The 23,490-nt window shown below is 52.8% G+C and carries 23 protein-coding genes; 17 read left to right on the top strand and 6 right to left on the bottom strand.

The genetic code is table 11. The annotated features are described in order from the left end of the window. Nucleotides 1-3 precede the first annotated feature (3 nt). From menB to CO251_RS15025, 4 genes are read right to left on the bottom strand one after another with little or no spacing between them, the layout of a single operon-like run. The gene (menB, locus tag CO251_RS15040; RefSeq protein ID WP_103376616.1) at nucleotides 4-825 is read right to left on the bottom strand and encodes a 1,4-dihydroxy-2-naphthoyl-CoA synthase; all 822 of its coding nucleotides are present in this window, start codon (nucleotides 823-825) and stop codon (nucleotides 4-6) included. A gap of 18 nt (nucleotides 826-843) precedes the next feature. Beyond that, a complete protein-coding gene (gene menH, locus CO251_RS15035; RefSeq protein WP_103376615.1) occupies nucleotides 844-1,683 on the bottom strand; it encodes a 2-succinyl-6-hydroxy-2,4-cyclohexadiene-1-carboxylate synthase in 840 nt (279 codons plus the stop codon). Continuing rightward, nucleotides 1,680-3,383, bottom strand: a complete 1,704-nt coding sequence (gene menD, locus CO251_RS15030; protein ID WP_242968651.1) for a 2-succinyl-5-enolpyruvyl-6-hydroxy-3-cyclohexene-1-carboxylic-acid synthase — start codon at nucleotides 3,381-3,383, stop codon at nucleotides 1,680-1,682. Before menD ends, menH begins: the two co-directional genes overlap by 4 nt. Further along, nucleotides 3,383-4,750, bottom strand: coding sequence for an isochorismate synthase MenF (locus CO251_RS15025; protein ID WP_103376791.1), 1,368 nt, complete (start codon nucleotides 4,748-4,750; stop codon nucleotides 3,383-3,385). The genes menD and CO251_RS15025 overlap by 1 nt, the downstream gene beginning before the upstream one ends. A 660-nt stretch (nucleotides 4,751-5,410) precedes the next feature. Between CO251_RS15025 and CO251_RS15020 the strand changes: the two genes are divergently transcribed. From CO251_RS15020 to tenA, 11 genes are all read left to right on the top strand, one after another. Next, nucleotides 5,411-5,950, top strand: a complete 540-nt coding sequence (locus CO251_RS15020; protein WP_103376613.1) for a hypothetical protein — start codon at nucleotides 5,411-5,413, stop codon at nucleotides 5,948-5,950. Beyond that, nucleotides 5,895-6,917: a ketol-acid reductoisomerase gene (gene ilvC / locus CO251_RS15015; protein WP_103376612.1), complete on the top strand. Its 1,023-nt coding sequence runs from the start codon at nucleotides 5,895-5,897 to the stop codon at nucleotides 6,915-6,917. The genes CO251_RS15020 and ilvC overlap by 56 nt, the downstream gene beginning before the upstream one ends. A 15-nt stretch (nucleotides 6,918-6,932) precedes the next feature. Continuing rightward, a complete protein-coding gene (locus tag CO251_RS15010) occupies nucleotides 6,933-8,462 on the top strand; it encodes a 2-isopropylmalate synthase (protein ID WP_103376611.1) in 1,530 nt (509 codons plus the stop codon). Nucleotides 8,463-8,483: 21 nt separating this feature from the next. Further along, nucleotides 8,484-9,566 carry a 3-isopropylmalate dehydrogenase gene (leuB, locus tag CO251_RS15005; RefSeq protein ID WP_103376610.1) on the top strand — a complete coding sequence of 361 codons (1,083 nt, stop codon included), beginning with the start codon at nucleotides 8,484-8,486 and terminating at the stop codon, nucleotides 9,564-9,566. Beyond that, nucleotides 9,563-11,227, top strand: coding sequence for a biosynthetic-type acetolactate synthase large subunit (gene ilvB, locus CO251_RS15000; protein ID WP_103376609.1), 1,665 nt, complete (start codon nucleotides 9,563-9,565; stop codon nucleotides 11,225-11,227). Before leuB ends, ilvB begins: the two co-directional genes overlap by 4 nt. A 37-nt stretch (nucleotides 11,228-11,264) precedes the next feature. After that, nucleotides 11,265-12,164 (top strand): branched-chain-amino-acid transaminase, encoded by a 900-nt coding sequence (gene ilvE, locus CO251_RS14995; protein WP_103376608.1) that lies wholly within the window; start codon nucleotides 11,265-11,267, stop codon nucleotides 12,162-12,164. Further along, nucleotides 12,161-12,991 carry a prephenate dehydratase domain-containing protein gene (locus CO251_RS14990; protein WP_103376607.1) on the top strand — a complete coding sequence of 277 codons (831 nt, stop codon included), beginning with the start codon at nucleotides 12,161-12,163 and terminating at the stop codon, nucleotides 12,989-12,991. The genes ilvE and CO251_RS14990 overlap by 4 nt, the downstream gene beginning before the upstream one ends. A 432-nt stretch (nucleotides 12,992-13,423) precedes the next feature. Beyond that, on the top strand, nucleotides 13,424-14,494 hold the full coding sequence (locus CO251_RS14985) for an AIR synthase family protein (protein WP_103376606.1): 1,071 nt from the start codon (nucleotides 13,424-13,426) through the stop codon (nucleotides 14,492-14,494). Beyond that, nucleotides 14,491-15,288, top strand: coding sequence for a bifunctional hydroxymethylpyrimidine kinase/phosphomethylpyrimidine kinase (gene thiD / locus CO251_RS14980; protein ID WP_103376605.1), 798 nt, complete (start codon nucleotides 14,491-14,493; stop codon nucleotides 15,286-15,288). Before CO251_RS14985 ends, thiD begins: the two co-directional genes overlap by 4 nt. Beyond that, nucleotides 15,279-15,890: a thiamine phosphate synthase gene (gene thiE, locus CO251_RS14975; RefSeq protein WP_103376604.1), complete on the top strand. Its 612-nt coding sequence runs from the start codon at nucleotides 15,279-15,281 to the stop codon at nucleotides 15,888-15,890. The genes thiD and thiE overlap by 10 nt, the downstream gene beginning before the upstream one ends. A gap of 17 nt (nucleotides 15,891-15,907) precedes the next feature. Next, entirely contained in the window at nucleotides 15,908-16,570 is a 663-nt protein-coding gene (gene tenA, locus CO251_RS14970) for a thiaminase II (RefSeq protein WP_103376603.1), read from the top strand. Nucleotide 16,571: 1 nt separating this feature from the next. Here the strand turns inward: tenA and CO251_RS14965 are convergent, their stop codons facing one another. Further along, nucleotides 16,572-17,186 carry a YigZ family protein gene (locus tag CO251_RS14965; protein WP_158246376.1) on the bottom strand — a complete coding sequence of 205 codons (615 nt, stop codon included), beginning with the start codon at nucleotides 17,184-17,186 and terminating at the stop codon, nucleotides 16,572-16,574. A gap of 144 nt (nucleotides 17,187-17,330) precedes the next feature. On the opposite strand from CO251_RS14965, the gene CO251_RS14960 reads away from it, so the two are divergent. The 3 genes from CO251_RS14960 to CO251_RS14950 are packed head-to-tail and all read left to right on the top strand — an operon-like array spanning nucleotide 17,331 to nucleotide 21,011. Next, nucleotides 17,331-18,566 (top strand): glycosyltransferase, encoded by a 1,236-nt coding sequence (locus CO251_RS14960; protein WP_103376601.1) that lies wholly within the window; start codon nucleotides 17,331-17,333, stop codon nucleotides 18,564-18,566. Then, nucleotides 18,553-19,722 carry an MFS transporter gene (locus tag CO251_RS14955; protein WP_103376600.1) on the top strand — a complete coding sequence of 390 codons (1,170 nt, stop codon included), beginning with the start codon at nucleotides 18,553-18,555 and terminating at the stop codon, nucleotides 19,720-19,722. Before CO251_RS14960 ends, CO251_RS14955 begins: the two co-directional genes overlap by 14 nt. Before the next feature lie 38 nt (nucleotides 19,723-19,760). Continuing rightward, nucleotides 19,761-21,011 (top strand): polysaccharide deacetylase family protein, encoded by a 1,251-nt coding sequence (locus CO251_RS14950; RefSeq protein WP_103376599.1) that lies wholly within the window; start codon nucleotides 19,761-19,763, stop codon nucleotides 21,009-21,011. 3 nt (nucleotides 21,012-21,014) lie between these two features. On the opposite strand, the gene CO251_RS14945 is transcribed toward CO251_RS14950, so the two are convergent. Next, a complete protein-coding gene (locus CO251_RS14945) occupies nucleotides 21,015-21,302 on the bottom strand; it encodes a hypothetical protein (protein WP_103376598.1) in 288 nt (95 codons plus the stop codon). Nucleotides 21,303-21,476: 174 nt separating this feature from the next. Between CO251_RS14945 and CO251_RS14940 the strand changes: the two genes are divergently transcribed. Genes CO251_RS14940 through CO251_RS14930 form a run of 3 tightly spaced genes read left to right on the top strand, consistent with a single transcriptional unit; the run spans nucleotide 21,477 to nucleotide 23,423 of the window. Continuing rightward, nucleotides 21,477-21,929, top strand: a complete 453-nt coding sequence (locus CO251_RS14940; protein ID WP_158246375.1) for a CoxG family protein — start codon at nucleotides 21,477-21,479, stop codon at nucleotides 21,927-21,929. Nucleotides 21,930-21,972: 43 nt separating this feature from the next. Next, nucleotides 21,973-22,617, top strand: coding sequence for an NTP transferase domain-containing protein (locus CO251_RS14935; protein WP_242968650.1), 645 nt, complete (start codon nucleotides 21,973-21,975; stop codon nucleotides 22,615-22,617). Beyond that, the gene (locus CO251_RS14930; RefSeq protein WP_242968633.1) at nucleotides 22,614-23,423 is read left to right on the top strand and encodes an alpha/beta fold hydrolase; all 810 of its coding nucleotides are present in this window, start codon (nucleotides 22,614-22,616) and stop codon (nucleotides 23,421-23,423) included. Before CO251_RS14935 ends, CO251_RS14930 begins: the two co-directional genes overlap by 4 nt. Nucleotides 23,424-23,490 lie beyond the last annotated feature (67 nt).

Here is a 23,490-nt window from a genome sequence, read left to right as displayed (position 1 = left end):
CCCCTAGGGAAGACGAGGGAATTTGGAAAAGTCGGGTTGCCGTTTTTCCAAAAACGCGTTTTTCCCTTCCTTGGCCTCCTCTGTCATATAGTAGAGCATTGTGGCGTTGCCAGCGAGTTCTTGAAGGCCAGCAAGCCCATCGGTATCTGCGTTAAAGGCAGACTTCAGGAACCGCAAAGCCAAGGGGCTTTTTTGCATCATTTCTTGTGCCCATTGAACCGTGACTTCTTCGACTTGGTCCAACGGAACCACGGTGTTGACCAATCCCATGTCTAGCGCTTCTTGGGCGGAGTATTGACGACATAAATACCAAATCTCTCGCGCTTTTTTATGGCCAACAATACGGGCCAACAAGGTCGCGCCATAGCCTGCGTCAAAACTGCCGACTTTTGGACCCGTCTGGCCAAACACCGCATTGTCCGCCGCAATGGTCAAATCGCAGACAATATGCAGGACATGGCCACCGCCTATCGCGTAGCCTTTGACCATGGCAATGACAGGTTTGGGAAGGGCGCGAATCTGCTTTTGCAAGTCCAAAACATTCAAGCGTGCGACGCCTTCGTCATCCACATATCCACCCTCACCGCGGATACGTTGGTCGCCGCCTGAGCAAAACGCCTTATCGCCCTGTCCGGTAAGAATGACCACTCCAATGTGTGGGTCATCTCGCACAATATTAAATGCATCAGATAATTGAAAGAGGGTTTGCGGACGAAATGCATTGCGCACCTCGGGCCGATTAATGGTGATTTTCGCAATGCCTTCATATTCTTCTAAAATCACATCGGAATAGTTTTTCAGTAGTTGCCATGAAATGGTTGCCATAATTGCTCACCTCAAATGTCATATTGTGGCTTCGGATCTGTCTACCCATGTCCGAAGAGCTTGATGAAAGGCCCCTGGCGCTTGTTTGTGCACCGTGTGTCCAGCGTGAGGAATGAGATGCACCTGACTATTGGGTAACGCCGTGTGCAAGGATTCCGCCAGGGCCTGAAACTTTTGGTCATGCGCGCCAGCAATAAGGAGAACCGGCATATGGTAGGAGGGCAGAATGCTCCATAAAGAAGCTTGGTGCCCTGTTCCGGCCGCGCGCAGACTGGACGCTAGTCCTACGGGATTATTTCCTAATCGTTCTTCGTATTGCTGGGCTGCTAAAGCCGGATCGTCTGTGCGCAACAAGGGCAATGTGCCCCAATAGTCTGCAAACCATTTGATGCCGCGTTCCTCAATGTGGCGTGCTAGTTGTTCGTCTGCTTGGCGTCGTAGAGCTCGTTCTTCTCTGCTGCGAAGCCCTGCCGTGGTACTTTCGAGAATCAGCGACCGCACCCTGGCTCCTCCACCATACAAGGGAAGATGCAAAGCAAGTCTACCGCCCATAGAATATCCTAAAATCCCCACATCGGATACGCCAAGATGTTTGAGTAAGCGCCATAGGTCTCGTGCGGTTGTGGGCAGGGCCATATCGTCCACGGTTCCTGTGTGAAAACTCTGGCCATGGCCAGGTAAATCGGGCATAATGCAGTAATATTTCGAAGCCAAAGTCTCGGCTGTCGGCCACCAATCGTGGTGGCTTCCTGTAAATCCATGGAGTAACAGCCACGCTGGATGGCCTGATTGACCCGCGGTCACGAAGTGATAGGTGCGGGTCGGTGTGGCTGCAAACTGGTGGTGTTGGAAGTTCATACGGGGTCACCCCAAAGAAAGGCATGCCACGAGACATTATCCTGGCGGCTTGCGGTGTGCCATTCGATAATGCGCAAACCGGGCAAAGGAGCTAAGTCTTGAATTGCGGCCTTCAGTTCTTCTACAGTCTGGGTGTGGCGATAGGCCGCGTGATAGAGCGCTGCTGCATGTTCAAAGGTTAAGCCATGAGGTGTACCGAATAACGCCTCAAAGGTTGGTTCAGCCAACTGGCTTTGGGGCAGGAACGAAAAAATCCCTCCGCCGTCGTTATTGACAACAATGATAAGCGCATTGAGACCATATTTTTTAGCGGCCAAGAGTCCATTCATGTCATGATAAAAAGCAAGGTCTCCGGTGATTAAGACCACTTGGCCTTGTACCGCGGACATCCCTAACGCCGTGGACGTTACGCCATCGATTCCGTTGGCGCCCCGGTTAGCCCAAAACCGTAACTGACGGCCTGGATTGAGCGTGAAGGCATCGACGTCACGGATCGGCATGCTGTTGCTCACAAAAACGTCGACAGGCTCTAATGGGGCCAACCAATTCACCAGATGGTAATAAAGGGACGGCTCGTTGGGGGTATTCACGGACGCCAAGCGTTGCGCTAATTGCGCACGCATACCCCGGTCTTGCTCTTGCCATAAATGATGCCACGCTGGATCCACGGTTTGGTTAGAAAGGGCGGTCGCCAATTCATCAAGCACCTGATCCGCTGACCCCTGAAGAATTTGGGCCTCTTGGAGCATGGGTTCTCGGTAGCTGTTTTCCGCGTCGATGACGACTAACCGGCTCTGGGCAATAAATTGATTAAGAGCTTTGGATGTTGGCGGCGCCCCGATTCGAATAACGGCTTGCGGGGTGGGCAAAGAGGCCGCATGGGCCCGCAAGATAGCATCGTGGGTGCCCAAAATCGCCGGGTCTAGGCCCCGAAGATTAGATAGCGGATCGGCCCAAATAGGCCATCCTAACTGGCGAGAGAGGCGGAGCATGGCGGGTAAAGCCTGCGCCATGTGTCCGGGTCCCGCCACAATGAAGCCTTGGCTGATGTGGCGCAGCCACTGGGCCACGAGCAAAATGCCTTGTGGGTTGGGTTGCTCCTGGGCGGGAATAATTCGAGCAGGACCCGGATCTAACAGCGTCGAGGGGTCGGGAAAGACCGTCAACAGGGGTTCTCGGAATGGAAAATTGAGATGCACAGGTCCCGCTGGATTTTGTTGGGCGGTAATGGCGGCGCGCTGAGCCGTGATGTTGGCAAATCGGTCCAAAATCTCCGTGCCATCTGCTAAGGGCATGTCTTGAAACCATTTGACATGAGAGCCATAAAGGCGGATCTGGTCAATGGTCTGAGCGGCGCCTGAATCGCGCAGTTCAGGAGGCCGATCCGCCGTGAGCACAATCAATGGCACATGAGACCAAAAGGCTTCGACCACGGCGGGCATAAAATTGGCGGCGGCTGTGCCTGAAGTCGAGACCAAAAGGGTTGGCCGTCTTAAGTTTTTCGCGATGCCTAACGCAAAAAAAGCCGCGGACCGTTCATCCATAAGGACGTATGTCTTTAAATGCGACGCATAAAGGGCAAGAGACAAAGGGGTTGAGCGTGACCCCGGACATATAACAGCATGCGTGACGCCACTGTGTTCAAGAGAGATGACAAATTGCGCTAAATAGCGGCCGACCTCGGAAGATTGAGTGGACATCACGACTTCACTCCTAACGCGTTTAACATGGCTTGTAGTTTCCATTCTGATTCCTCGAGTTCTTTGTGAGGATCCGAATCGTGCATAATGCCGCATCCGGCATAACAGGACGCTCTATTGCCGGCCACCAGCGCAGACCGTAGCGCAACCCATAGGCTTCCTTGACCCTTAAGGTCCATCGTGCCGACACTGCCCGCATACCATCCTCGGTCCAGTCCTTCATGGGTGCGCAACCATTGTTGGGCAACGGTTCGGGGTTCTCCTCCTACTGCCGGTGTCGGGTGTAGTTTCAAGGCCAATGACCAAAGAGACTGATCGCCTCGCACACCCCCCTGAATAGGGGTCCAGAGATGATGGACATTGGCTAACGTGAGAATCTGCGGAGCCTGGGGCACGTGTAAATCGGCGTAGGGCCTTAAGGTATCGACAATGCGGTTGACCACCGCATCATGCTCACGACGATTTTTTGCACTGTTCATGAGCATTTGTACGGCGTGGGCGTCAGCGGAAGCTGATGGTTGACGCGCTGTGGTTCCAGCTAGCGCCATGGTTTCTAGCGTGTGGTCGTGGATGGACAAAAGCAACTCGGGCGTCGCTCCGAGAAATGTTTGACCTTGGGCGCGGAGGCCAAAAATGGTTGTTGAGGGGTTATGGTGATGCAATGTGTGTAATAGGTGCCCGACGGCTAATGGCGCTGCAAACGTTGTATCCACGCGGCGGGCTACCACGACTTTGTGTAAAAGACCTTGCTGGATAGCGGCTGTGGCTTCTTCGACGAGCGCCATCCATTGGGATGATGGTGGAATCATATTTTGCGACAAGACGGGAACAGGATCCTTGGAGTCCGGACGTTGGGGACGGTCGACAGCAGCCCACAGAGTGCCATAATACTGCACAGCGTCCTGGGCTGATGCGAAATGCTTAGGGTACACCGTCACGACAATATGGGCTTGTCCTTCCGACTGATGAATATACAGAGCGGGCAGTACCCACCGAGCATGCCCAAATGCTGCCCAAGCCTCATCATGGCTGTCTGACGCGTCAAAAGCAAATCCTCCTCCTAAGGTGGTCTTAGAGGAGAGACCGGCGGCTAACAACTTGAGACGCTCACGCTCCATATCGATGAAGTCTTGGGAACTTGTCGTTTGCCAACGCATCGCAGCCCCCAGGCCGCATTGTTCCTGCCCATGGGGATGTGCAAAATACCAGCCGTCTACGGTATCTTGCAATGCCATTGGCAAATCCACCGCTGGATAGTCAAATTCTTTTTGCCAGAACTGTTGATCTGGCGTATACCGCCAATGTTCCCAAGCGGCTGCAACGAACTCTAAAAGGCTTGTGCTCTCAGTGACTGAATGCGTGTTCATATTGCCATCATAAGACGGAATGAGAAGGAAATCAATCAATCTTGCACGCCGAAGACTAATACAGGAATGGATTCATCACGGGGCGCATAGATTGGTACAAATAACAAGGAGAGGTCATTCGTGACGAGAGCTGTCGAAAAAATATTTTACGAAATTCGGCATTTAGCCCTTGTTATTTTCAGAACGAATGGTATAGTGCTTGTATAAATTCTTAGTCGGAGTGTACCTAGGGATCCGCCCGTAGCGGTAGGACCAAGCGGTACAGGCTCTTTTCTCAAAAAGGGCTACACCATGGGGATAAAAGACTCGTGGCAGGTTCGGCAGTAACTGAACTTGCTATGGGTTTTTTTATACCTACGGCTAGATTTGAGCGATGACGGGGTATCATGGCCTCATTGCCCAGACTACAGCGACTCGAGGATGGTGGAAGCTCGAGGTTTGGCGAGGTTGTGTGTCTCACCCTTGAGCGCGCTTCCCGAGTCCAGAGTGTTCTGGAGGTAGACGAAGCCGGGTGATGTCGTTAACCATCAACGAGTCCTTTGGTCTTGCCAAGGGAAAAATAAGGGTGGTACCACGCCAACGCGTCCCTTTTAGCCAATAGCGGCTGAAGGGGTTTTTCTTTTATTAGCCATTATTTCTAAGACTTGGGGGGTGTCTCTCATGAATCCATTCATTGGGGTGGAAATGCAGGATAAGCCGGGCGCTATTCAACGTCTTTTGCTGCTTCTTGGACAGCGCAATGTTGAAATCGAACAGATGACCATTAAAAAAGACCGAGAGGCTGGTCGGCTCACTGCCATGATTGGCATTGACGCGACGGCTGAAAAAGCCCGGTGGGTAATGCGCCAATTGACAAGGCATCAGGACATTGTGCGCACCTTTCTCGCGAAGAACTCTTTTCATACGGTGCTTGTCGCTGCAGGGCCTAAGGATTCTGCTGTGCGCGATGTCCCAGCGGTCTCTTGTTCACCCATTGACGCGCATGCAGGGTACTACACCGTAGCGGGACCCCGTCACGCCGTGGACACGTGGATTGAAGAAAACCATGCCCGTGTTTTTGCTCTCTTCCCTAGTTGCTTATCGGGAAAAATCAATGACAAACACGCTCGAACTCAGACTCACCACATTCAAGGAGGATGGAATCATGAACGCAAAATTATACTACGACGACAGCGCCGATCTGAGGTGGTTAGCCGATAAGACGGTGGCGATCATTGGCTATGGGAGCCAAGGTCACGCTCACGCATTAAATCTGCGCGATTCGGGAGTCAATGTCATCATCGGTATCCGCCCAGGACATTCCCGGGACCGGGCCAACGAACAAGGGTTTCGGACGATGGACGTGAAAGATGCCGCACGTGAAGCAGACATTATTCAAATTCTTACACCCGACCATCTCCAAGGACAGTTGTTTGAAGAAGATATTTTGCCTGGCTTAGAGCCCGGCAACGCCCTAGCGTTTGCTCATGGATTTGCCATTCGGTTCAAGCAGATTATTCCACCGCCTGACGTCGATGTGTTTATGGTGGCTCCCAAGGCTCCAGGCCATTTGGTTCGCCGACTCTACGTGGAAGGTCAAGGAACTCCTGCGTTGGTGGCGGTTGAACAAGATGCGACAGGACATGCGCTGGATATGGCTCTGGCGTATGCCAAAGGTATTGGTGCCACGCGAGCCGGCGTTATCCGCACCACATTTGCGGAGGAAACGGAAACGGACTTGTTTGGCGAACAAGCGGTATTGTGCGGTGGTGTGACCAGTTTGATCCAGGCAGGGTTTGAAACGCTGACGGGCGCGGGCTATCAACCCGAAATTGCTTACTTTGAAACGTTGCACGAACTAAAACTTATTGTGGACTTGATTTATGAGGGTGGAATGGGCGCCATGTGGTATTCCGTTTCTGATACCGCAGAGTACGGCGGTTTAACCGTCGGTCCCAAAATTGTCACCGAGGAAACCAAGCAGGAGATGCAGCGTGTATTGGCGGATATTCAAAATGGTACCTTTGCCGAACGCTGGATTGCGGAAAATCAAGCGGGTCGTCCCTCGTTTAACCGGATGCGTCAGGCCGCTAAAGAACACAGTGTGGAGGACGTGGGACGCGAATTGCGATCGATGATGTCTTGGTTGAAGCCGTCAGTCGTTGAACAAGATGGGGTTGGCAAATAAGAGGGAGGTTCGTCCATGGCCGACACGGTACGCATTTTCGATACGACTTTGCGAGATGGGGAACAGTCGCCGGGCGTGGCATTGACCGCACAGGAAAAATTGGCCATTGCTGAGCAGCTGGCGCGTTTAGGGGTCGATTATCTGGAAGCAGGTTTTCCACAAGCGTCGGAGGGAGACTTTGACGCCGTGTCTCGGATTGCCTCTTCCATTCAAGGCCCATCCATAGTGGCGTTGGCCCGTTGCAATCGCCAGGATATTGAACGGGCGGCACAGGCTCTTGAAAAGGCACAAAACGCGCGCATTCATGTGTTTATCGCGACATCGCCCATTCATATGCAGGCGAAGTTGCGGATGAGCCCCGAAGAGGTGTTGGAACGCATCGATGCGATGGTGCGGTTGGCCAAGAGCTATCGTGACGACGTGGAGTTTTCGTGTGAAGACGCAACGCGTTCTCATCATGATTTTCTAATCCGGGCGGGGCGCATCGCGGTTGCGGCAGGGGCGTCGACCCTGAATTTTCCCGACACGGTCGGCTATACGAGTCCTCGAGAATATTTCCAGTTGATCACGGCCATGCGCGAAGCGATTCCTGATCCGGATGTCATCTTGTCTGTACATTGCCATGATGATCTCGGAATGGCCGTCGCTAATACATTAGCAGGCATTGAAGCTGGTTGTCGGCAAGTGGAGGTGGCCGTTAATGGCATTGGCGAACGGGCGGGGAATGCCTCATTAGAAGAGGTTGTAATGAACCTCACCGCGCGTCAAGACCAATATCAAGTCCAACACCACATCAAAACCCAAGAGATTTACCGTGCGAGCCAATTGGTCAGTAAATTAACCGGAATGACTGTACAGCCGAATAAAGCGATTGTTGGCAAAAATGCCTTTCGTCACGAGTCCGGGATCCACCAAGATGGGATGCTAAAAGACCGGTCGACGTACGAAATCATGACGCCAGAGACGGTTGGCTGGGGTCTTAGTCGGTTAGTATTAGGCAAGCATTCCGGTCGTCATGCGCTGAGACAGCGCCTTGAGGAATTGGGGCTAACCGCCACGAGCCAGCAAATCGACCAAATCCAAGCGCGGATCAAGGAACTGGGTGAGCTGAAGAGCGACATCAATGACCAAGACCTGGAGGCGGTATGGCAAGAGGAAGTGGGGCAAATTCGGCGTTCTAGGCATACGGAGCTCGTCGCATGGCAGGTTAGTACCGGTAGCCAAAATCACCCGGTGGCCTATGTCAAAGTCCGCGTGGGTCAAGAAACCCGCGAAGACTCTGGGAGTGGCGATGGTCCGGTCCATGCGCTCTTTCAAGCTTTTTCCCGAGCCTTGGCATTGAATCATGTGGAATTAACCGCTTATCATTTGTCCCCCATTTCTCCCGGTGAGGCAGGTCTTGCCACGGTGCAGGTGGAGATTAACGGCTATGACTGCGAAACACGAGGGCAGGCGTCGGACAGCGATGTCATGAAAGCGACAGCGATAGCATTGCACGAAGCGCTTTCCTATTTATATGAACGCACACAGAACGTCGTGGCTTAAGCCACAACCAAGGAGGACATCATGGCGAGTCACCAATTACTAGTGTTGGCTGGAGATGGAATTGGGCCCGAGGTCACGGAGTCTGCATTGAAGATTCTGGAAATTATGGCGAAGCTGGAAGATTGGCAGGTTGAAGTGGATCATGCCGCGATTGGCGGTGCTGCCATCGACCAATACGGCGATCCGTTTCCGGAGGCGACGCAGCAGGCGATTGACCGGTCTTCTGCTGTATTGTTGGGAGCGGTTGGAGGACCCAAGTGGGATAACGCGCCAAGGCGTCCAGAGGCAGGGTTGCTCGACATGCGCCAATACATGGGACTGTGGGCTAATCTACGACCGTTCGAAATGATTCCCGGTCTCGAGCATTTATCTCCATTACGACATCCTGTGATGAATGGCATTATTTTTCGAGAATTGACAGGTGGCCTTTACTTTGGGCAGCCACGGGGACGGCGGTTTTTACCAGGAGACTTGGAAGTCATTGATACGCTACAATACCGTAAATCCGAAATGACGCGGATTATACAATTGGCTTTTCAATACGCTAAGGACCACGGTTTGACATTGACGTCTGTGGACAAAGCCAATGTATTGGAAAGCTCCCGAGTATGGCGTGAAGTGACGGAAGAACTGGCTCGTCAATATCCCGACGTGCCGCTTAGCCACCGATATGTTGATGCTGCAGCTATGGATATGGTACTCAATCCGCAAAATTACCAAGTCGTGGTGACGGAAAATCTCTTTGGCGATATTTTAAGTGATTTAGCTGGGGGATTGGTGGGGTCTCTTGGACTTCTTGGTTCCTTGTCTGTGGCCGGAACTCCAGGCACGCGTGGACTATTCGAACCTGTTCATGGCTCGGCCCCCGATATTGCTGGACAAAACCGCGCGAATCCCACAGGAGCCATTTTATCCCTCGCATTTCTTGTCGGATGGAGTTGGCAAGAACACGACGCCGAGCACCTGATTCGCGAGGCTGTGACCCAGACGTTAAGCGAAGGGCCCCGAACCGTTGACTTGGGAGGTCAAGCCACGACGCAAGAATTCACGGAGGCTGTAGGCAATCGGTTAAAGGACATTTGGCAGAGGAGGAGACAGCAATGACCGGTGCAGAATTGGCGTGGGAAGTTTTGTCGAAACTCGGTACAACGGTTGTGTTTGGTGTGCCAGGCGGCGCCATTCTTCCTTTAGTAGACTCGTTAGCAACCCGCAAAGACAACCCCATTGAATTTGTGGTGTCTCGTCATGAAGCAGCTTCGATTCACGCGGCCGATGGTTATGCCCGTGTGACCGGAAAACCCGCCATTGCCATGGCGACTTCGGGCCCGGGAGGGACTAACGTCATTACTGGTCTTGTGACCGCTATGACCGATTCTGTGCCGATTGTTTTGTTGATTGGTCAAGTGCCAACCACCCTCATTGGTACCGATGCCTTCCAAGAGGCGGATTTGTTTAATATGACAATGCCTGTGGTAAAACACAGTTGGCGTATTTCAGATCCCAGTCAGGTGGCCGATGTCTTAATTGAGGCGTATGAGACCGCACGGCGTGGCCGTCCTGGCCCAGTGGTGGTGGAATTTCCTAAGAACATTCAGTTCATGGAGTGCCCGCCGTGGGAATTTCAGCCGAAGCAAGAAGAACAGGCTGAATGGGATGAGAAGCCCCTGGTGTTGGCGCGTATTAAGTCCTACCTGCGCAACGCGAAACGGCCCTTACTATACATTGGCGGCGGTGTCGTTTCAAGCGGGACCCAGGAGTATGTGCGTCAAATTGCCGAAACCTATCAATGTCCCGTTGCTCATACTCTGATGGGAGTGGGAGCATTTCCTAGCACCCATCCATTGGCGCTCGGGATGTTGGGGATGCATGGCACGTGGTATGCGAACAATGCCATTCAAAATGCGGACCTTATTTTAGCCCTTGGAGTGCGTTTTGACGATCGCGTCACGGGCAAACTGGATGAATTTGCTCCGAATGCTCACATTATCCATGTGGAAGTCGATGCGGCAGAACTGAGTAAATTGGTTCCGGCAGACATTGCCATTCGTGGAGATCTGCGAACCATTCTACCGAAGTTTGTCGAAATGGTTCCCGCGCGCACCAACGAGGAGTGGTGGGCGACCATTAATGAATGGAAAAAGGATCATCCCCTGCGTCCCCCTACGGCTCCTGACGGGAGTATCGCGACGCCCAAGGTGATGGAAATCGTCAATCGCCATCTCCAAGCTGAGGACATTGTGGTGACGGAGGTTGGTCAACATCAGATGTGGGCCGCTTTATATCTCCGCCGGGAAAAGCCACGGACTTTTCTCACCTCAGGAGGCGCCGGAACGATGGGTTATGGGTTTCCCGCGGCGATGGGCGCACAGTTTGCTGCTGAAGGCCACCGTGTGGTCCTTCTGGCGGGAGACGGGAGCTTTCAGATGAATTTGCAAGAAATGGGCACCGTGGCCCAATACAAGATCCCCATCTGGATGATTGTCCTTAATAATCAGGGACATGGCATGGTACGACAGTGGCAAGACCTTTTTCATGGCCAACGCCGTATTGGTGTCGACTTGTTGAATCCGGACTTTGTGCGACTGGCACAGTCATTTGGTATCCCAGGCTTTAGTGTGAATTCTGAAGAGGCCTTGGAAGAAGCCTTACAAACCATGGAGACGATCGAGGGGCCGATTATGCTTGAAGTTCGGGTGCCACAGGATGAACATGTTTTTCCAATGGTCCCAGCGGGGCAGCCATTATCAATGGTTCTAGAAGGATAACAGCATCGTGACGTTTGCAAAACAGGAGGAACATGGGATGGATGAACTAAAGGTCTATTTTAACGGAGTAATGGTACCCGGTAGTGAGGCCCGCGTATCCGTGTTTGATCATGGGTTTCTTTATGGGGATGGGATTTTTGAAGGCATTCGGGCATATGAAGGACGTGTATTTAAACTCGCCGAGCATCTTGACCGGCTTTACGATTCCGCCAAAAGTATTCTTTTGGAAATTCCTTATACAAAAGAGGAATTATCCGAGGCCGTGTGCGCTACTGTGCGCGCAAACAATTTGCAAGATGCCTATATTCGCTTGGTTGTTTCACGCGGTAAAGGCGATTTGGGATTAGATCCTAACAAATGTCCTGTGCCTAGTGTGATTATCATTGCGGACCGGATTGCCCTATATCCGGAAGAGTTGTATCTTAATGGCCTACAACTAGCGTCGGTTTCCACGAGGCGCCCAGCGACCGATGTGCTTAATCCCTCAATTAAGTCCCTCAATTACCTCAACAACATTCTTGCGAAGATTGAGGCGAACTTGCGCGGGCTACCAGAGGTAGTCTTATTGAACCACCAAGGCTACGTGGTGGAGGGTACAGGCGACAACATTTTTATTGTCAAAAATGGCGAGCTACTGACTCCTCCCGTCTATGCGGGAATTCTTAACGGCATTACCCGCCAATGCGTTATGGAGTTGGCGCGTGACATGGGGATTCCTTGCCGTGAGCAAAACCTGACCCTGCATGACCTGTACAATGCCGATGAGTGCTTTTTAACGGGGACAGCTGCAGAAATTGTGCCGGCGGTCGGATGTGATGGGCGTGTGATTGGGGATGGAATGGTTGGTCCAATTACGAAGCAGACACTCGAGGCGTTTAAACGGTATTCCCGTTCGACGGGAGTTCCCGTTTATGATAAAAATGTGGCGACCGCATGACAGCTGTGCCCGTGATTTATTATCAAGGCTCGCCGGGGGCTTTTAGTGAAGCCGCTATTTTGTCGCATTGGCCGCATGCAAAAGCTAAAGGGTTTGAGACTTTTGCGTTGACATTCCAAGCGCTATTGGACGACCCAAACGCGGTAGGGCTTCTCCCAATTGAAAATGCCTACCGCGGCCCCGTGTATGATGTGCTGGATTTGTTGACAGCTTCTGCCCCATTATCTATTTGGGCGGAAGCTGTCCAGCCCGTCGAGTTAGCGTTGATGGCCTATGGACATCAAGACTTGTCGCGCCTGCGCCGGGTTCGGTCGCATCCCCAGGCGCTTATGCAAAGTCAAAAATTTTGCCAAGAGCATGGGCTCGCGGTCGAAGTGGCCTTAGACACCGCGGGAAGCGCGAAGGAGTTGCTCGAAAATCCCCGGGAAGATACCGGGGCGATTGCCAGTCCAAGGGCGGCCGAAATATACGGCTTGAGCATTGTCCGTACGGGAATTCAGGACCATCCGGATAACCGGACACGGTTTTGGCTGCTGAGTCAAAAGCAACTGACTATTGAATCGCCGCTGGGATTAACCAAAACCAGTGGGGTTGTGGATTTGCCAGACGAACCCGGCTCGTTGGTTGCGTATTTGCAGGAGTTTCAAAAAGCGGGCATCAATTTGTCTAAGGTGGAGTCGCGGCCGAGACCGGGGGCGCCGTTTGCCTATCGGTTTTGGATCGATGCGGTCGGAACGGTGGATGCATTAAACGCCGCGTGGTCGGCTGGGGCTTCCCACGCGGAGTGGTCTCGCCGTTTTGGCACCTACCCCGTGTTAAGTCAATAAGGCTGTAAAGAATCGTGTTGGGTTGGCCCAGCTCTAATCTAGGAAGTTTTGGTGCGAGCGGGGCCTGACAACCAATAATCGAAAAACCGTTTGCATTTACGGGGCTGTTTCAAAAGGTATGTCGGCGGTAATGCCGTCCCTAAAGTTTGCCCGTTTTACCCTGCGTAGTGGAGGAAAAGATTCACTTTCTTCCCGGTTTTTAGGGGTAAAGTGGGAGAAAAGTTAGGGTAAGAGCCTTTTGAGACAGCCCCAATTCTACGCTGACGTATGCGGTTTTATACTTCTTTTCGTTTTCGCTTGATGCTATGCTACAAGGTGATGTCAGTTCCCAAAAAATGACGCCGAAGCGAGCAAAGAGGCCGGGCATCTCGGAACTGTGGCCGGCCTTTTAGTCTGAAACATCATTCGGCGATGGGTGAATGGAGGAACGTTGTGGGAAAGTCAGAAATGCCAGCAATGGGAAAAATTTCTCCGGAAGTGTTTCGGGACTATGTTTATCCCAATTTGGGACAAGACCGGCCTGAAGTGTTGGTTGGACCGCGTTCAGGCGTGGACATTGCGATTACTCGGGTCGCTCCGGGAACCGTAATGGCGACGACGACCGATCCGGTTTTTATAGTGCCGGCTTATGGATGGGAACGGGCGGCTTGGTTTGCCGTTCATATTCTGGCGTCGGATGCGGCTACGTCTGGACTTCCGCCCTCGTTAATGACGGTTGACTTAAATCTCCCCCTTACCATTACTACGCAAGATTTTCAAAAGCTCTGGGAAGCCTTTGCTAAAACATGTCAATCATTGGGCATTGCTGTCGTGTCAGGCCATACCGCGCGTTACGAAGGTTGCGATTTCCCTATGGTGGGAGGGGCCACTGTGATGAGTATTGGGCCGGAAGATCGCTACGTCACGACGGCCATGGCTGAGGTTGGTGATCTGTTGCTATGTACCAAAGGCGCAGCCATTGAAACAACCGGTCTAATGGCTGCAACATTTCCTGATTATATCCGTCAGCATCTGGGGCATGATCTCTGGGCACGGGCCGATGCGCTATTTGATGAGATGACTGTCGTAACAGATGCCTTAACAGCGGCTGCACAAGGGGTTCGGTCCCAGGGCGTGACGGCGATGCATGATGCCACCGAATGCGGGGTTGTGGGTGGCGTGTATGAGATTGCCGAAGCCTCAGGGCTAGGCGTAGTGATGCGTGATGAGGCGGTGATTGTGCGGGAAGAGACCAAAGCCATTTGCGATCTGACCGGCATCGACCCTCTCATTGCCATTAGCGAGGGCACCTTGTTGCTAACGGTCAAACCCCATGCGGTGGATAAAGTGATGCGGGCATTAAAGGCGCAAGGCATTGACGTGTCAGTCATTGGGGAAATGCGTCCAGCGTCTGAGGGCATGTGGCGGGAGGCTCATGGGCGACGGATGCCCTTGGTACATCCGCGCATTGACCCGTTTTGGGCGGCTTTTGGCGCTTTAGCCGCCGGGAGATCGCCCAAATGATGGCGAGAGCTTTGACGATTGCAGGATCGGATTCGGGGGGCGGGGCTGGCATTCAGGCCGACTTGAAAACCTTTATGGCATTTTCTGTTTTTGGAATGTCGGCGATTACTGCCATCACCGTGCAAAACACGGTTGGTGTTGAACGTGTCCAAGCGTTGGATCCCGAAGTCGTGGGGGCGCAAATCGACGCCGTCACCCGGGACTTGGGTACAGATGCTATCAAGATTGGCATGTTGTTTTCGAAGCCCATCATTGAGGTAGTCGCAGAGCGGCTACGCCAATGGCCTGGCATTCCTGTGGTCCTTGATCCCGTGATGCGCGCCAAAGGAGGGGCACCCCTTCTCGATCCTGGCGCGGAAAAGGCTTTGCGTGATGTACTGTTGCCCCTTGCCACCGTCGTGACTCCCAACTTGCCAGAAGCCTCGGCGTTAGTGGGATTTCCTGTGCAAACCCGTGCCGATATGCAAAAGGCTGCGCATGTTCTAGAGAATTTGGGGGTCCCCTTTGTGTTGATCAAAGGCGGTCATTTGGCGGACGAAGAGGCGGTGGATTTATTGCTGCATGAGGGCCGTGAAACATGGCTATCGGCTCCGCGAATCGAGACCTTGCATACACATGGCACGGGCTGTACCCTATCAAGTGCGATTGCCGCAGGCTTGGCGCGTCACGACAATATCGAGCAGGCGATTTCGACTGCCAAGGAGTATGTTACGCAAGCCATTCGTCATGCTCCGGGGCTTGGGCACGGACATGGGCCATTGCTTCACCACTGGGGGCAATCGCCATGGATTTAAGTTTGCACGTTTTGGTGGACCCGTTTGCCTTGTCTGAAGAATCCTTAAGGAGTGGCGTGCAAGCCATCGCTCTGGGAGGAGCGACGGTCGTGCAAATGCGCAGCAAAGACCGGTCAACACGCGAGTTAATAGACGGTGGGCGCATGCTCAAGGAATTATGTCAGAAGTATGGGTTGGCGTTTATCGTCAATGATCGGGTCGATGTGGCTTTAGCGTTAGGAGCCGATGGGGTTCATGTGGGGCAAGACGACATGCCCGTCTCCATGGTGAGAACGTTAGCGTCGCAGTTGACGGTCGGGTTATCCGTCAGTTCGCTACAAGAAGTGTTGGCGGCTGAGGCTAGTCCCCCGGACTATTTTGGTATGGGGCCGGTCTTTGCGACGGCATCAAAATCTGATGCTGGCCCGGCTGTGGGCACAAGTAAGCTTCGAGAATGGACTAGGGTCGCACAGGCCATGGCACCGGTTGTGGCCATTGGAGGCATTAGCTTGGAGAATGCAGGGGCGGTGTGGCAGTGCGGGGTTAACGGAATTGCCGTCATCTCTGCTGTCTGGCAAGCAGCGGACAAACAAGAAGCGTGCCGCAGATTAAGAGAGCACTAATAAAGGGGTGAAGACCCATGACGATGGTAAACCGATTAAAAGATTCGGCTAAGGATCAATGGCAGCAGTTGATTCACCACCCATTTGTCGCCGGAATCGGGGAGGGCACCGTGTCACATCGGCAGTTTGGGTATTTTTTGACGCAAGATGCTCTTTATCTAGGGGATTTTTTGTCCACACTCGCCGTTGCCGCGTCGCGTGCTCCGAGACGGGAATGGACAGAAACGCTCTTGCGCCACGCGGAGAATGTGACGACTGTGGAAACAGCGCTCCATGCTTCGCTGTTGCCAGCATTTGGCGTGTCGGCCGCGGATCTGGGCAGGGCAGTGCCTGGTTTAGCGACCATCGCATATACGGACCATTTGGTGCGAACGGCGTGGAGCCGCACCTGGCCGGCAACGATGGCGGCGGTCTTGCCGTGCTACCTCAGCTATCAAGAAATCGGCATTCATCTCAAGGCGCATTACCATTCGCCTGACCCGCTCTATCAACAGTGGATTGAGACGTATGCGGGAGATGAGTACGGCCAAGCGGTCGAGGAACTATTGGCCATTGTGAACGCGATGGCGGTTGATGAAGCAGATTGGCCGCAGGTGCAGAACGTATTTGAACGGTCCGTAGGATATGAATATCTATTTTGGAGTCAAGCGGCCACCGAGGGACACCTCATCGACCGTTAGTTTAGGGATAGGGCAGGACTAAGGGGACCCGGTGGGTTGCCACGACTTGGCTGTTGGGGGCAATTTTATATAAAATCGTGTCGTGGATTTGATCCCAAAGCGTCTCGGACAGCGCGCACTGGACCCCTACGGTTTGTGAAAAATCAACGGAAACGTTTAACGCATTATCCGCCATGAATTTTTTAAGGGGCTCCCATTGGGAGTAGGGGACGAGCAAGTGAATCTCAATCCCTTCTTGCTCTTGGCCCAGTTTCGCCTGGGCAAGAGCCTCTTTTGCTGCGTCTTGATAAGCATGCACAAGGCCGCCCGTTCCCAGCTTTGTGCCCCCAAAATAACGAACCGTGATAAGCATGGTGTGAATCAGGTGATGTTTTTGCAAAAGGGCTAAAGTGGGGGCTCCTGCGGTGCCTTGAGGCTCCTTGTCGTCGGTCATGCGCTCATGACCTGGATCTAAAATATAGGCCCAGACGTAATGGGTGGCCTTGGGCCATTGATTTTGAACCGAGGTTAATCGGGATAACGCGTCGTCATGCGTGCGCACGTGATAGGCGACACTAATAAACCGTGATTGCTTAACAATCTTTTCAATGGGGATGCCTTGAATGACCGTGAGCACGACAAGCTCTCCTTTCTCTCTGCATAGCATATATTAGGATGTAATGGCAGACTAGCCACTTTTTAGCGTCCATGGTATCGTACACTTGAGATGAAACAAAACATGAAGGTGGTTGCGAGCCACGCGCATGATGGAGGTGAATGAATGGACATGGTTCCCGCATCAGGACAAGACCTTAAACAGTCGTCAGATTGGATTGACTGGTTGGCCACCCACCATGATGCAACCTTAAGCCTCCATCCCGAAGTGATGATTTTGGCTGCCCGTTATGGAGACGGTCATTTGCGAGCGGCTAAAGCAGTGGCCTTACAACTTCTCTTGATGGACAGTCAGATTAGCCTGGGCATTTTGGATTATTACCGATTTGTCAATCCGGGCCTAGATAATCTTATTCGTTGGGGCTATTTGACAAGCGTGAAACGGGCGCCATCATTGTGGCGTTGGTTCTATATGTCAACGCAAAGTATCGATCCCATGTCGCATACCCAGCGCATGATTAATCATATCGGCATGAGACGATTCTATACGGCGTTAAAGGATGCTCCGCCCAAATTGATTGTGTCGACTTATCCTACGGCGGCGGGAGTGGTCTCAACGCTGAAGCAGCAGGGCAAGCTCGACGCCATTAACTTTGTGGTGATGACCGATTACAGCGTTCATTCGCAGTGGATTCATCCCGCCGTTGACATGTACTTCGTCGGTAGCGAAGATATGCGTAACGAATTACTCGACCGTAAGGTGCCTGACAGCAAAATTATGGTGTCGGGAATTCCGGTGGATGAGCGCTTTCAAGAAGAGGTCGATATCGAACGGGTGAAAGCGTCGTTAAACGTGGATGCTACTTTGCCGATTTTATTATTTATGGGCGGCGCTTATATGCCCATCGGGGAATATGTTCAAGTCCTTAAGATTCTGGATCAAGTGCGGGTACCGCATACAACCATTGTGATTGCTGGCCATGAAGCCGTGCGGATGAACTTGGCCAAACAATACTTGCCGCAGGCGGCGAATCCTATGGTCGTGCTAGGCTACGTGAATAATGTCCACGAATTGATGGCGATATCCTCGTTGCTCATTAGCAAGGCAGGAGGGCTTACGACAACGGAGTCGCTATGTCGAGGGCTGCCCACGATCATTTATCGGCCCATTCCGGGCCAAGAGGACGCCAACGCCGAATTTTTGGTGCGTAATGGCGCAGGGCGTCGAGCGCATAGTGAAGAGGATTTGGGGGAGATCGTGACGCATTTGTTAGAACACCCTTGGGAACTGAAATCCATGGCGCATCAAGCGCGCGCGTTAGGTCATGCCGACGCTGCGCAGATTGTGGCACAACAAATCTATTTGGCGCTGCAAAATGAGGAAGCTCATGCTCCAGCGTGAGCGGATGTCTTTGCCGCAGACATTATTGCTCGTGATATTGGGATTAGCGGAATTTGCCCGCGGTGCTCTCATTATTTCGTTGCTTCCTGCCTACGTGACCGGCCCCTTAGGCGCCTCGTTGACCATTGTCGGGTGGGCCCTATCGAGCCACTATTTTTTGGATACGGTCTTTAGAGGGCCTGCGGGCTGGCTGGTCGACCATATCGGAGTACCGCGGGTGTTGACGATTGGTTTGGCGATTGAGTGCTTGTCCCTTATTGGGGCGATGAATACGACGCAGCCGGCGATGATTATTGTGTTTGTTGCGCTGTTAGGCGTGGGGACGGCCACGCATTGGCCGGCTATCGTGACGGGGACAAATCGACTCACCGCGCCCGAACGGCGGGCGTCCATGATGGGCGTGGTCTTTGCGGCATGGTTAACCGGTTCAGGGTTGGGCCCGGTGCTGATTAATTTTCTCTTGGGGGGACGGGACCGTACAGCATTTCTTTTGTTGGTGATAGCGGACGTGGTAGCCTTTGCGGTGACCATCATGGTCTCTGACCCACGTTTGACCCACATTCATGAGCAGCATTTGAAGTCCCACCCCCTATGGAAAACATTGTGGCGGTTTCGCTGGGTGATTCCTGGTACCTTTGTCCAAAATATGACCCTCGGACTAATGTTGCCGATTTTGCAGCCGTTTACAACGCGGGTATTACACCTCAGTCACGTAGAATTTGCCGAATTGTTATTGGGCAGTGGCGCTTTTACCGTGATCTTACTCGTCCCCATGGGAAAAATTACGGACCGCTTTGGCTTGCGGGTTCCCCTTGTGGGCGGATTTTTCGTTGCCGGTAGTGCTTTATTGGGAATTGCCTTTTTTCGCCACTTCTTTCAATTGATCGTCTTTGGGGGTATTTTAGGGCTCTCGTATGCGATGATCTTGCCATCCTGGAACGCATTTTTAGCGGAACTCATCCCTAAGGAGATCGAGGGATGGCTTTGGGGTGTGTTTATGACCATTGAAGGATTTGGCATGTCGGTGGGTCCTATTTTAGGGACTCGGTTGTTTGCGTACCGAATTTGGCTACCCTTTGTAGCCTCAGCCATCATTTTACTCATCATGGGCACCTTTTACGCATCATTTCGCGTGCAAGACAAAATATCGGTGTAAGAAGCGCCGGCGATGAACATAGGGGGATTGCTGGATTCATGGGTTGGATTATTGGGTTACTAATCGTGATATGGGCCATCCTCTATCTCATTCCCGATCTGCTCTGGCATCAGTTGCAGTGGAAAGGGGCGCTTGGGGCTAGGGATAGCCACCAAATCGCGCTGACGTTTGATGATGGGCCGGGAGCCGATACGGCGGCCATTTTAGAGTCTTTGAATACGCACGGGGCTCATGCGACTTTTTTTGTTGTTGCTGAGCGCGCGCGTCATTATCCCGAAGTGCTTCAGGCTATCGTACAAGGCGGGCATGAAATTGGACTGCATGGGTTTCAGCATCGCTCGATGTATTTATTCTGGCCGTGGAGTGTACGGAAAGAATTGGAGCAAGGGATTGAAATTATTGAGCAAATTACGGGTGTAAGGCCGCTTGTATACCGCCCACCGTGGGGACATTTCAATCTTATGACCTACTGGGTGTCCCATCAACTGGGGTTGCGCCGTGTGCTATGGACCATTGCACCAGATGATTGGAAGCCGGGACGCACGGCCGAATTTATTGATCACTACGTGACTCAGTTAGCGCAGCCGGGAGCCATTGTTGTGATGCACGATGCGGGGGGAGACCGGACGGCGACCGCCCAAGCGGTGGCAATGATGATCCCGCAACTTAGAAAATTAGGCATGGAGCCAGTCCGTGTGTCTGACTTAAAACCGGAAGTGTCGGAATTGCGGCGGTGGTGGACGTGGTGGGAAACCCGATTTACGCGCAGCTGGGACATTGATACTATTGCTTCATCTTTAGGAGGGGATCCCGTTCTCCGCCTGGGCTATATCCGCTTTCCCTACCCGTCTATCACGCTGAGTTCGGGGCGTACGGTAAGCAAAGGTGACCCTATGGGAGAAATCCATTTTGGTAATCCGGCCTTGTCTCAAATGAGCGCGGGCCGAGCCGGAGGTTTGCGAGCTTTTCATGCTGTAATGCGTTCGCTTAGCGATCTCGCGCAGTATGTGGATGAACATCCCAAATACCAGCATATTGAAGTGGTGGGCGGGATTACGTTGTTGGATGCGACGAGCGCGATTGAGAAGTTGGGGTTTGATCGGGTCCCCGTATCGGGGTTTCGCAAATGGACGATGTGGGTCTATTTAATCTTTCTCATGGCCATTTATCATTCTGAAGGATGGCGGACATTCCATAGATTTTTGCGGCTCCATCCGGTCCTGTTGGTCATGGACCGTGAAACCTTGATGAAAAAGTATCGGCGGGCTTCGAACAAACGCCAAGCTTGACACTTAAGACTTGGGACTTTCTTTGGCGGTCACTATGGCTAAGAGACGGGTACGAAACTCGGGGTTATCCTTAAGACGGCCTACGAGGTCTAAGACAATGCCTTCTAAATAACTGTGGCCTTCGGAAGATCCAGGACGCATCCAAGATACCATGACATCCGCGAGAATGCCGGAAATTAGCTCTTCTCCTGCCGGGGAGTCTAGAAACTTGCGGAACCAGCGTTCAATACGCGGCTCCAGAAATGCCTCAAACCGCTCTTCTAATTGTTGTTCCACGTTGAACAGTCGCACGGGTGTACCCTCCTTATCCCACAGGGTGTGATATCGCTATCCTACCATGTCAGGCGTTCGTGGGCAAAAACAGGAAACAGCACTAAGTACTACGGTTCATGAATATACCTAAAAGGGCGTCAATAGCGGCCTTGGGGCTTAGATATGCTCTCAGTTGGCTTAAGGGGGATGCGCATGGAGATAGATAACCACAAAGTGATCGACGCGACGGCTGAGACGACGTTTGGGTTGCTGATGGATCCGGCGGTGTTAGTGGAGGCGATGCCGGGGTTAAAACGTATGACACCCGAAGGCGACAACATTTTCCATGTAGAGATGGAGTTAGGGATTCCCGGATTTAAAGGGAAATATGCCGGCACCATGCAGATTGACCAGATTAAGGCTCCGGTTTTCTACCATCTCCATCTTAGTGGGAACGGCCCGGCAGGAACGATCGAGATGGATCTGAGGATTACCTTGACGGCTAGTGGAAATGGACAGCAAACGGATCTACACTATGAGGGAGAAGGACAATTCGGATCTCCTTCATCAGGAGTGGCTCAAAAAGTGCTGTCGGGCGCGTCGAGTGTCATTTTAGGACAATTTTTTAGTGAAATTTCCAAACGTGCTCACAAAATTGATGGGTGAGGTCGATTGGGTCAGCCTCGAACGGAAGGGAAGACCGGTGGCGATGAGCACAACCGAACAGCCCGAGCAGAGACGTAAGCCTCCTGCCCGCGTCGTCGCGGTGCTGTTGGCGGCCGGTCTTTCGTCACGGATGGGGCGCCCTAAATATTTGTTGCCGTGGGGCCGCCGCACGGTGCTAGGCCACATTGTGGAAACCATTCAGGCTGTGGGAATGCCCGTTGTGGTTGTTCATCACCAGGTCTTGCCGAAGGAGCTCGGTGTGGACTATGTCTTTAACCCGGCCCCGGAGCGCGGCTTATCTGGGTCCTTGCGTTTAGGGCTTGAGCGGGTTGCGTACCGGTGGCCCGGCGCCGCGGCGGCGGTGTTTTTAGCGGATCAACCTTTTATTACGGCGGATGATATCGACTTTGTACTCGAAGGGTTTTTATGCAGGGAAAAGACGTGTCATGCTGTGCGTCCCTATTATAATGGGCAAGTGGGGCATCCCGTGCTGCTGGATGCGGAAGCGATGGGATGGACTCGCGATGCACAAGGAGATGCAGGATTGGGCCCCGTGTTAGCGTCGTTGGCTCCAGAATGCCGGCTTCTGCGGACCATCGAGGGGCGTCCTAATCCGGCTATAGATATTGACACCCCAGAGGACTATCGTCTAGCGTTCAAATTATGGAATGGTGGGGACAAGCCATGAGTCTTTGGAAGGAAGGGGTGGACCAGCGTCGTATGCGGACGGCCACAGGATTGACGTATTATGTCTATGGCAAGGGGCATGAAGCGGTGTTGTGCCATCCGAGTCTGGGATTGGGACGCTTTTTATTTCACCGCATGGTCCCCGCCTTGTCACGGGAGTTTGTCATGGTGACATGGGATCCCCGGGGAATTGGAGACCATACCGAATGGCAACCGACCATGTCTGACTGGGTGCATGATGTGGCCGATATTGTCCAAGCGCTTAATATGCCCGTGCATTTGTTGGGGGTGTCATTAGGAACATGGGTGATGGCTCGTGCTGCCGTACAAAATCCGTCCGGTCTGGTACGATCCTTAACGGTTATCGGCGCTACTTTGGGATTTTATGGGCAAGAGGCGGATGTATCGAAGCGACAACAACAGTTGGAGACGAATGGGATGGCGGCATTTGCGCGTGAATATGCACACAATACCCTGACGATGTACGCTTCGGGGGAAATTCAAGAAAACTTAGCCCTTGAGCTGGGCAGTTGTAATGTGCAGCGGTATTTAGAGGCGATGCGCATCATTTACACCGAATCAAACGAACGGATTTATCCGGCCGTGTCTGTGCCGACGCTGGTGATGGTGGGAGCTTTAGATACGCGTACCGATGCCGCTCAGGCCGACGCGGTGTGTCAGTTGCTGCCACAGGGAACGCTTAAGGTGTTGCCTCGTAGTGGGCATTTGGCTTTATTGGACCAGCCTGACCGTGTACACCGGGAATGTCGTTATTTTTGGCAGCATGGCGTGGCTGCGGACGACTAAGGCGCGGGAATAGGTGTTTGGGACTGCTTCCAAGGATCTACCTAGCCCCTTTACCGTTATTTCATGG

It is taken from the genome of Sulfobacillus sp. hq2, assembly GCF_002903155.1.
Classification (GTDB): domain Bacteria; phylum Bacillota; class Sulfobacillia; order Sulfobacillales; family Sulfobacillaceae; genus Sulfobacillus; species Sulfobacillus thermotolerans.
Note: the sequence above shows the minus strand (reverse complement) of the source record. Positions and strands in the feature narration are given on the sequence as shown.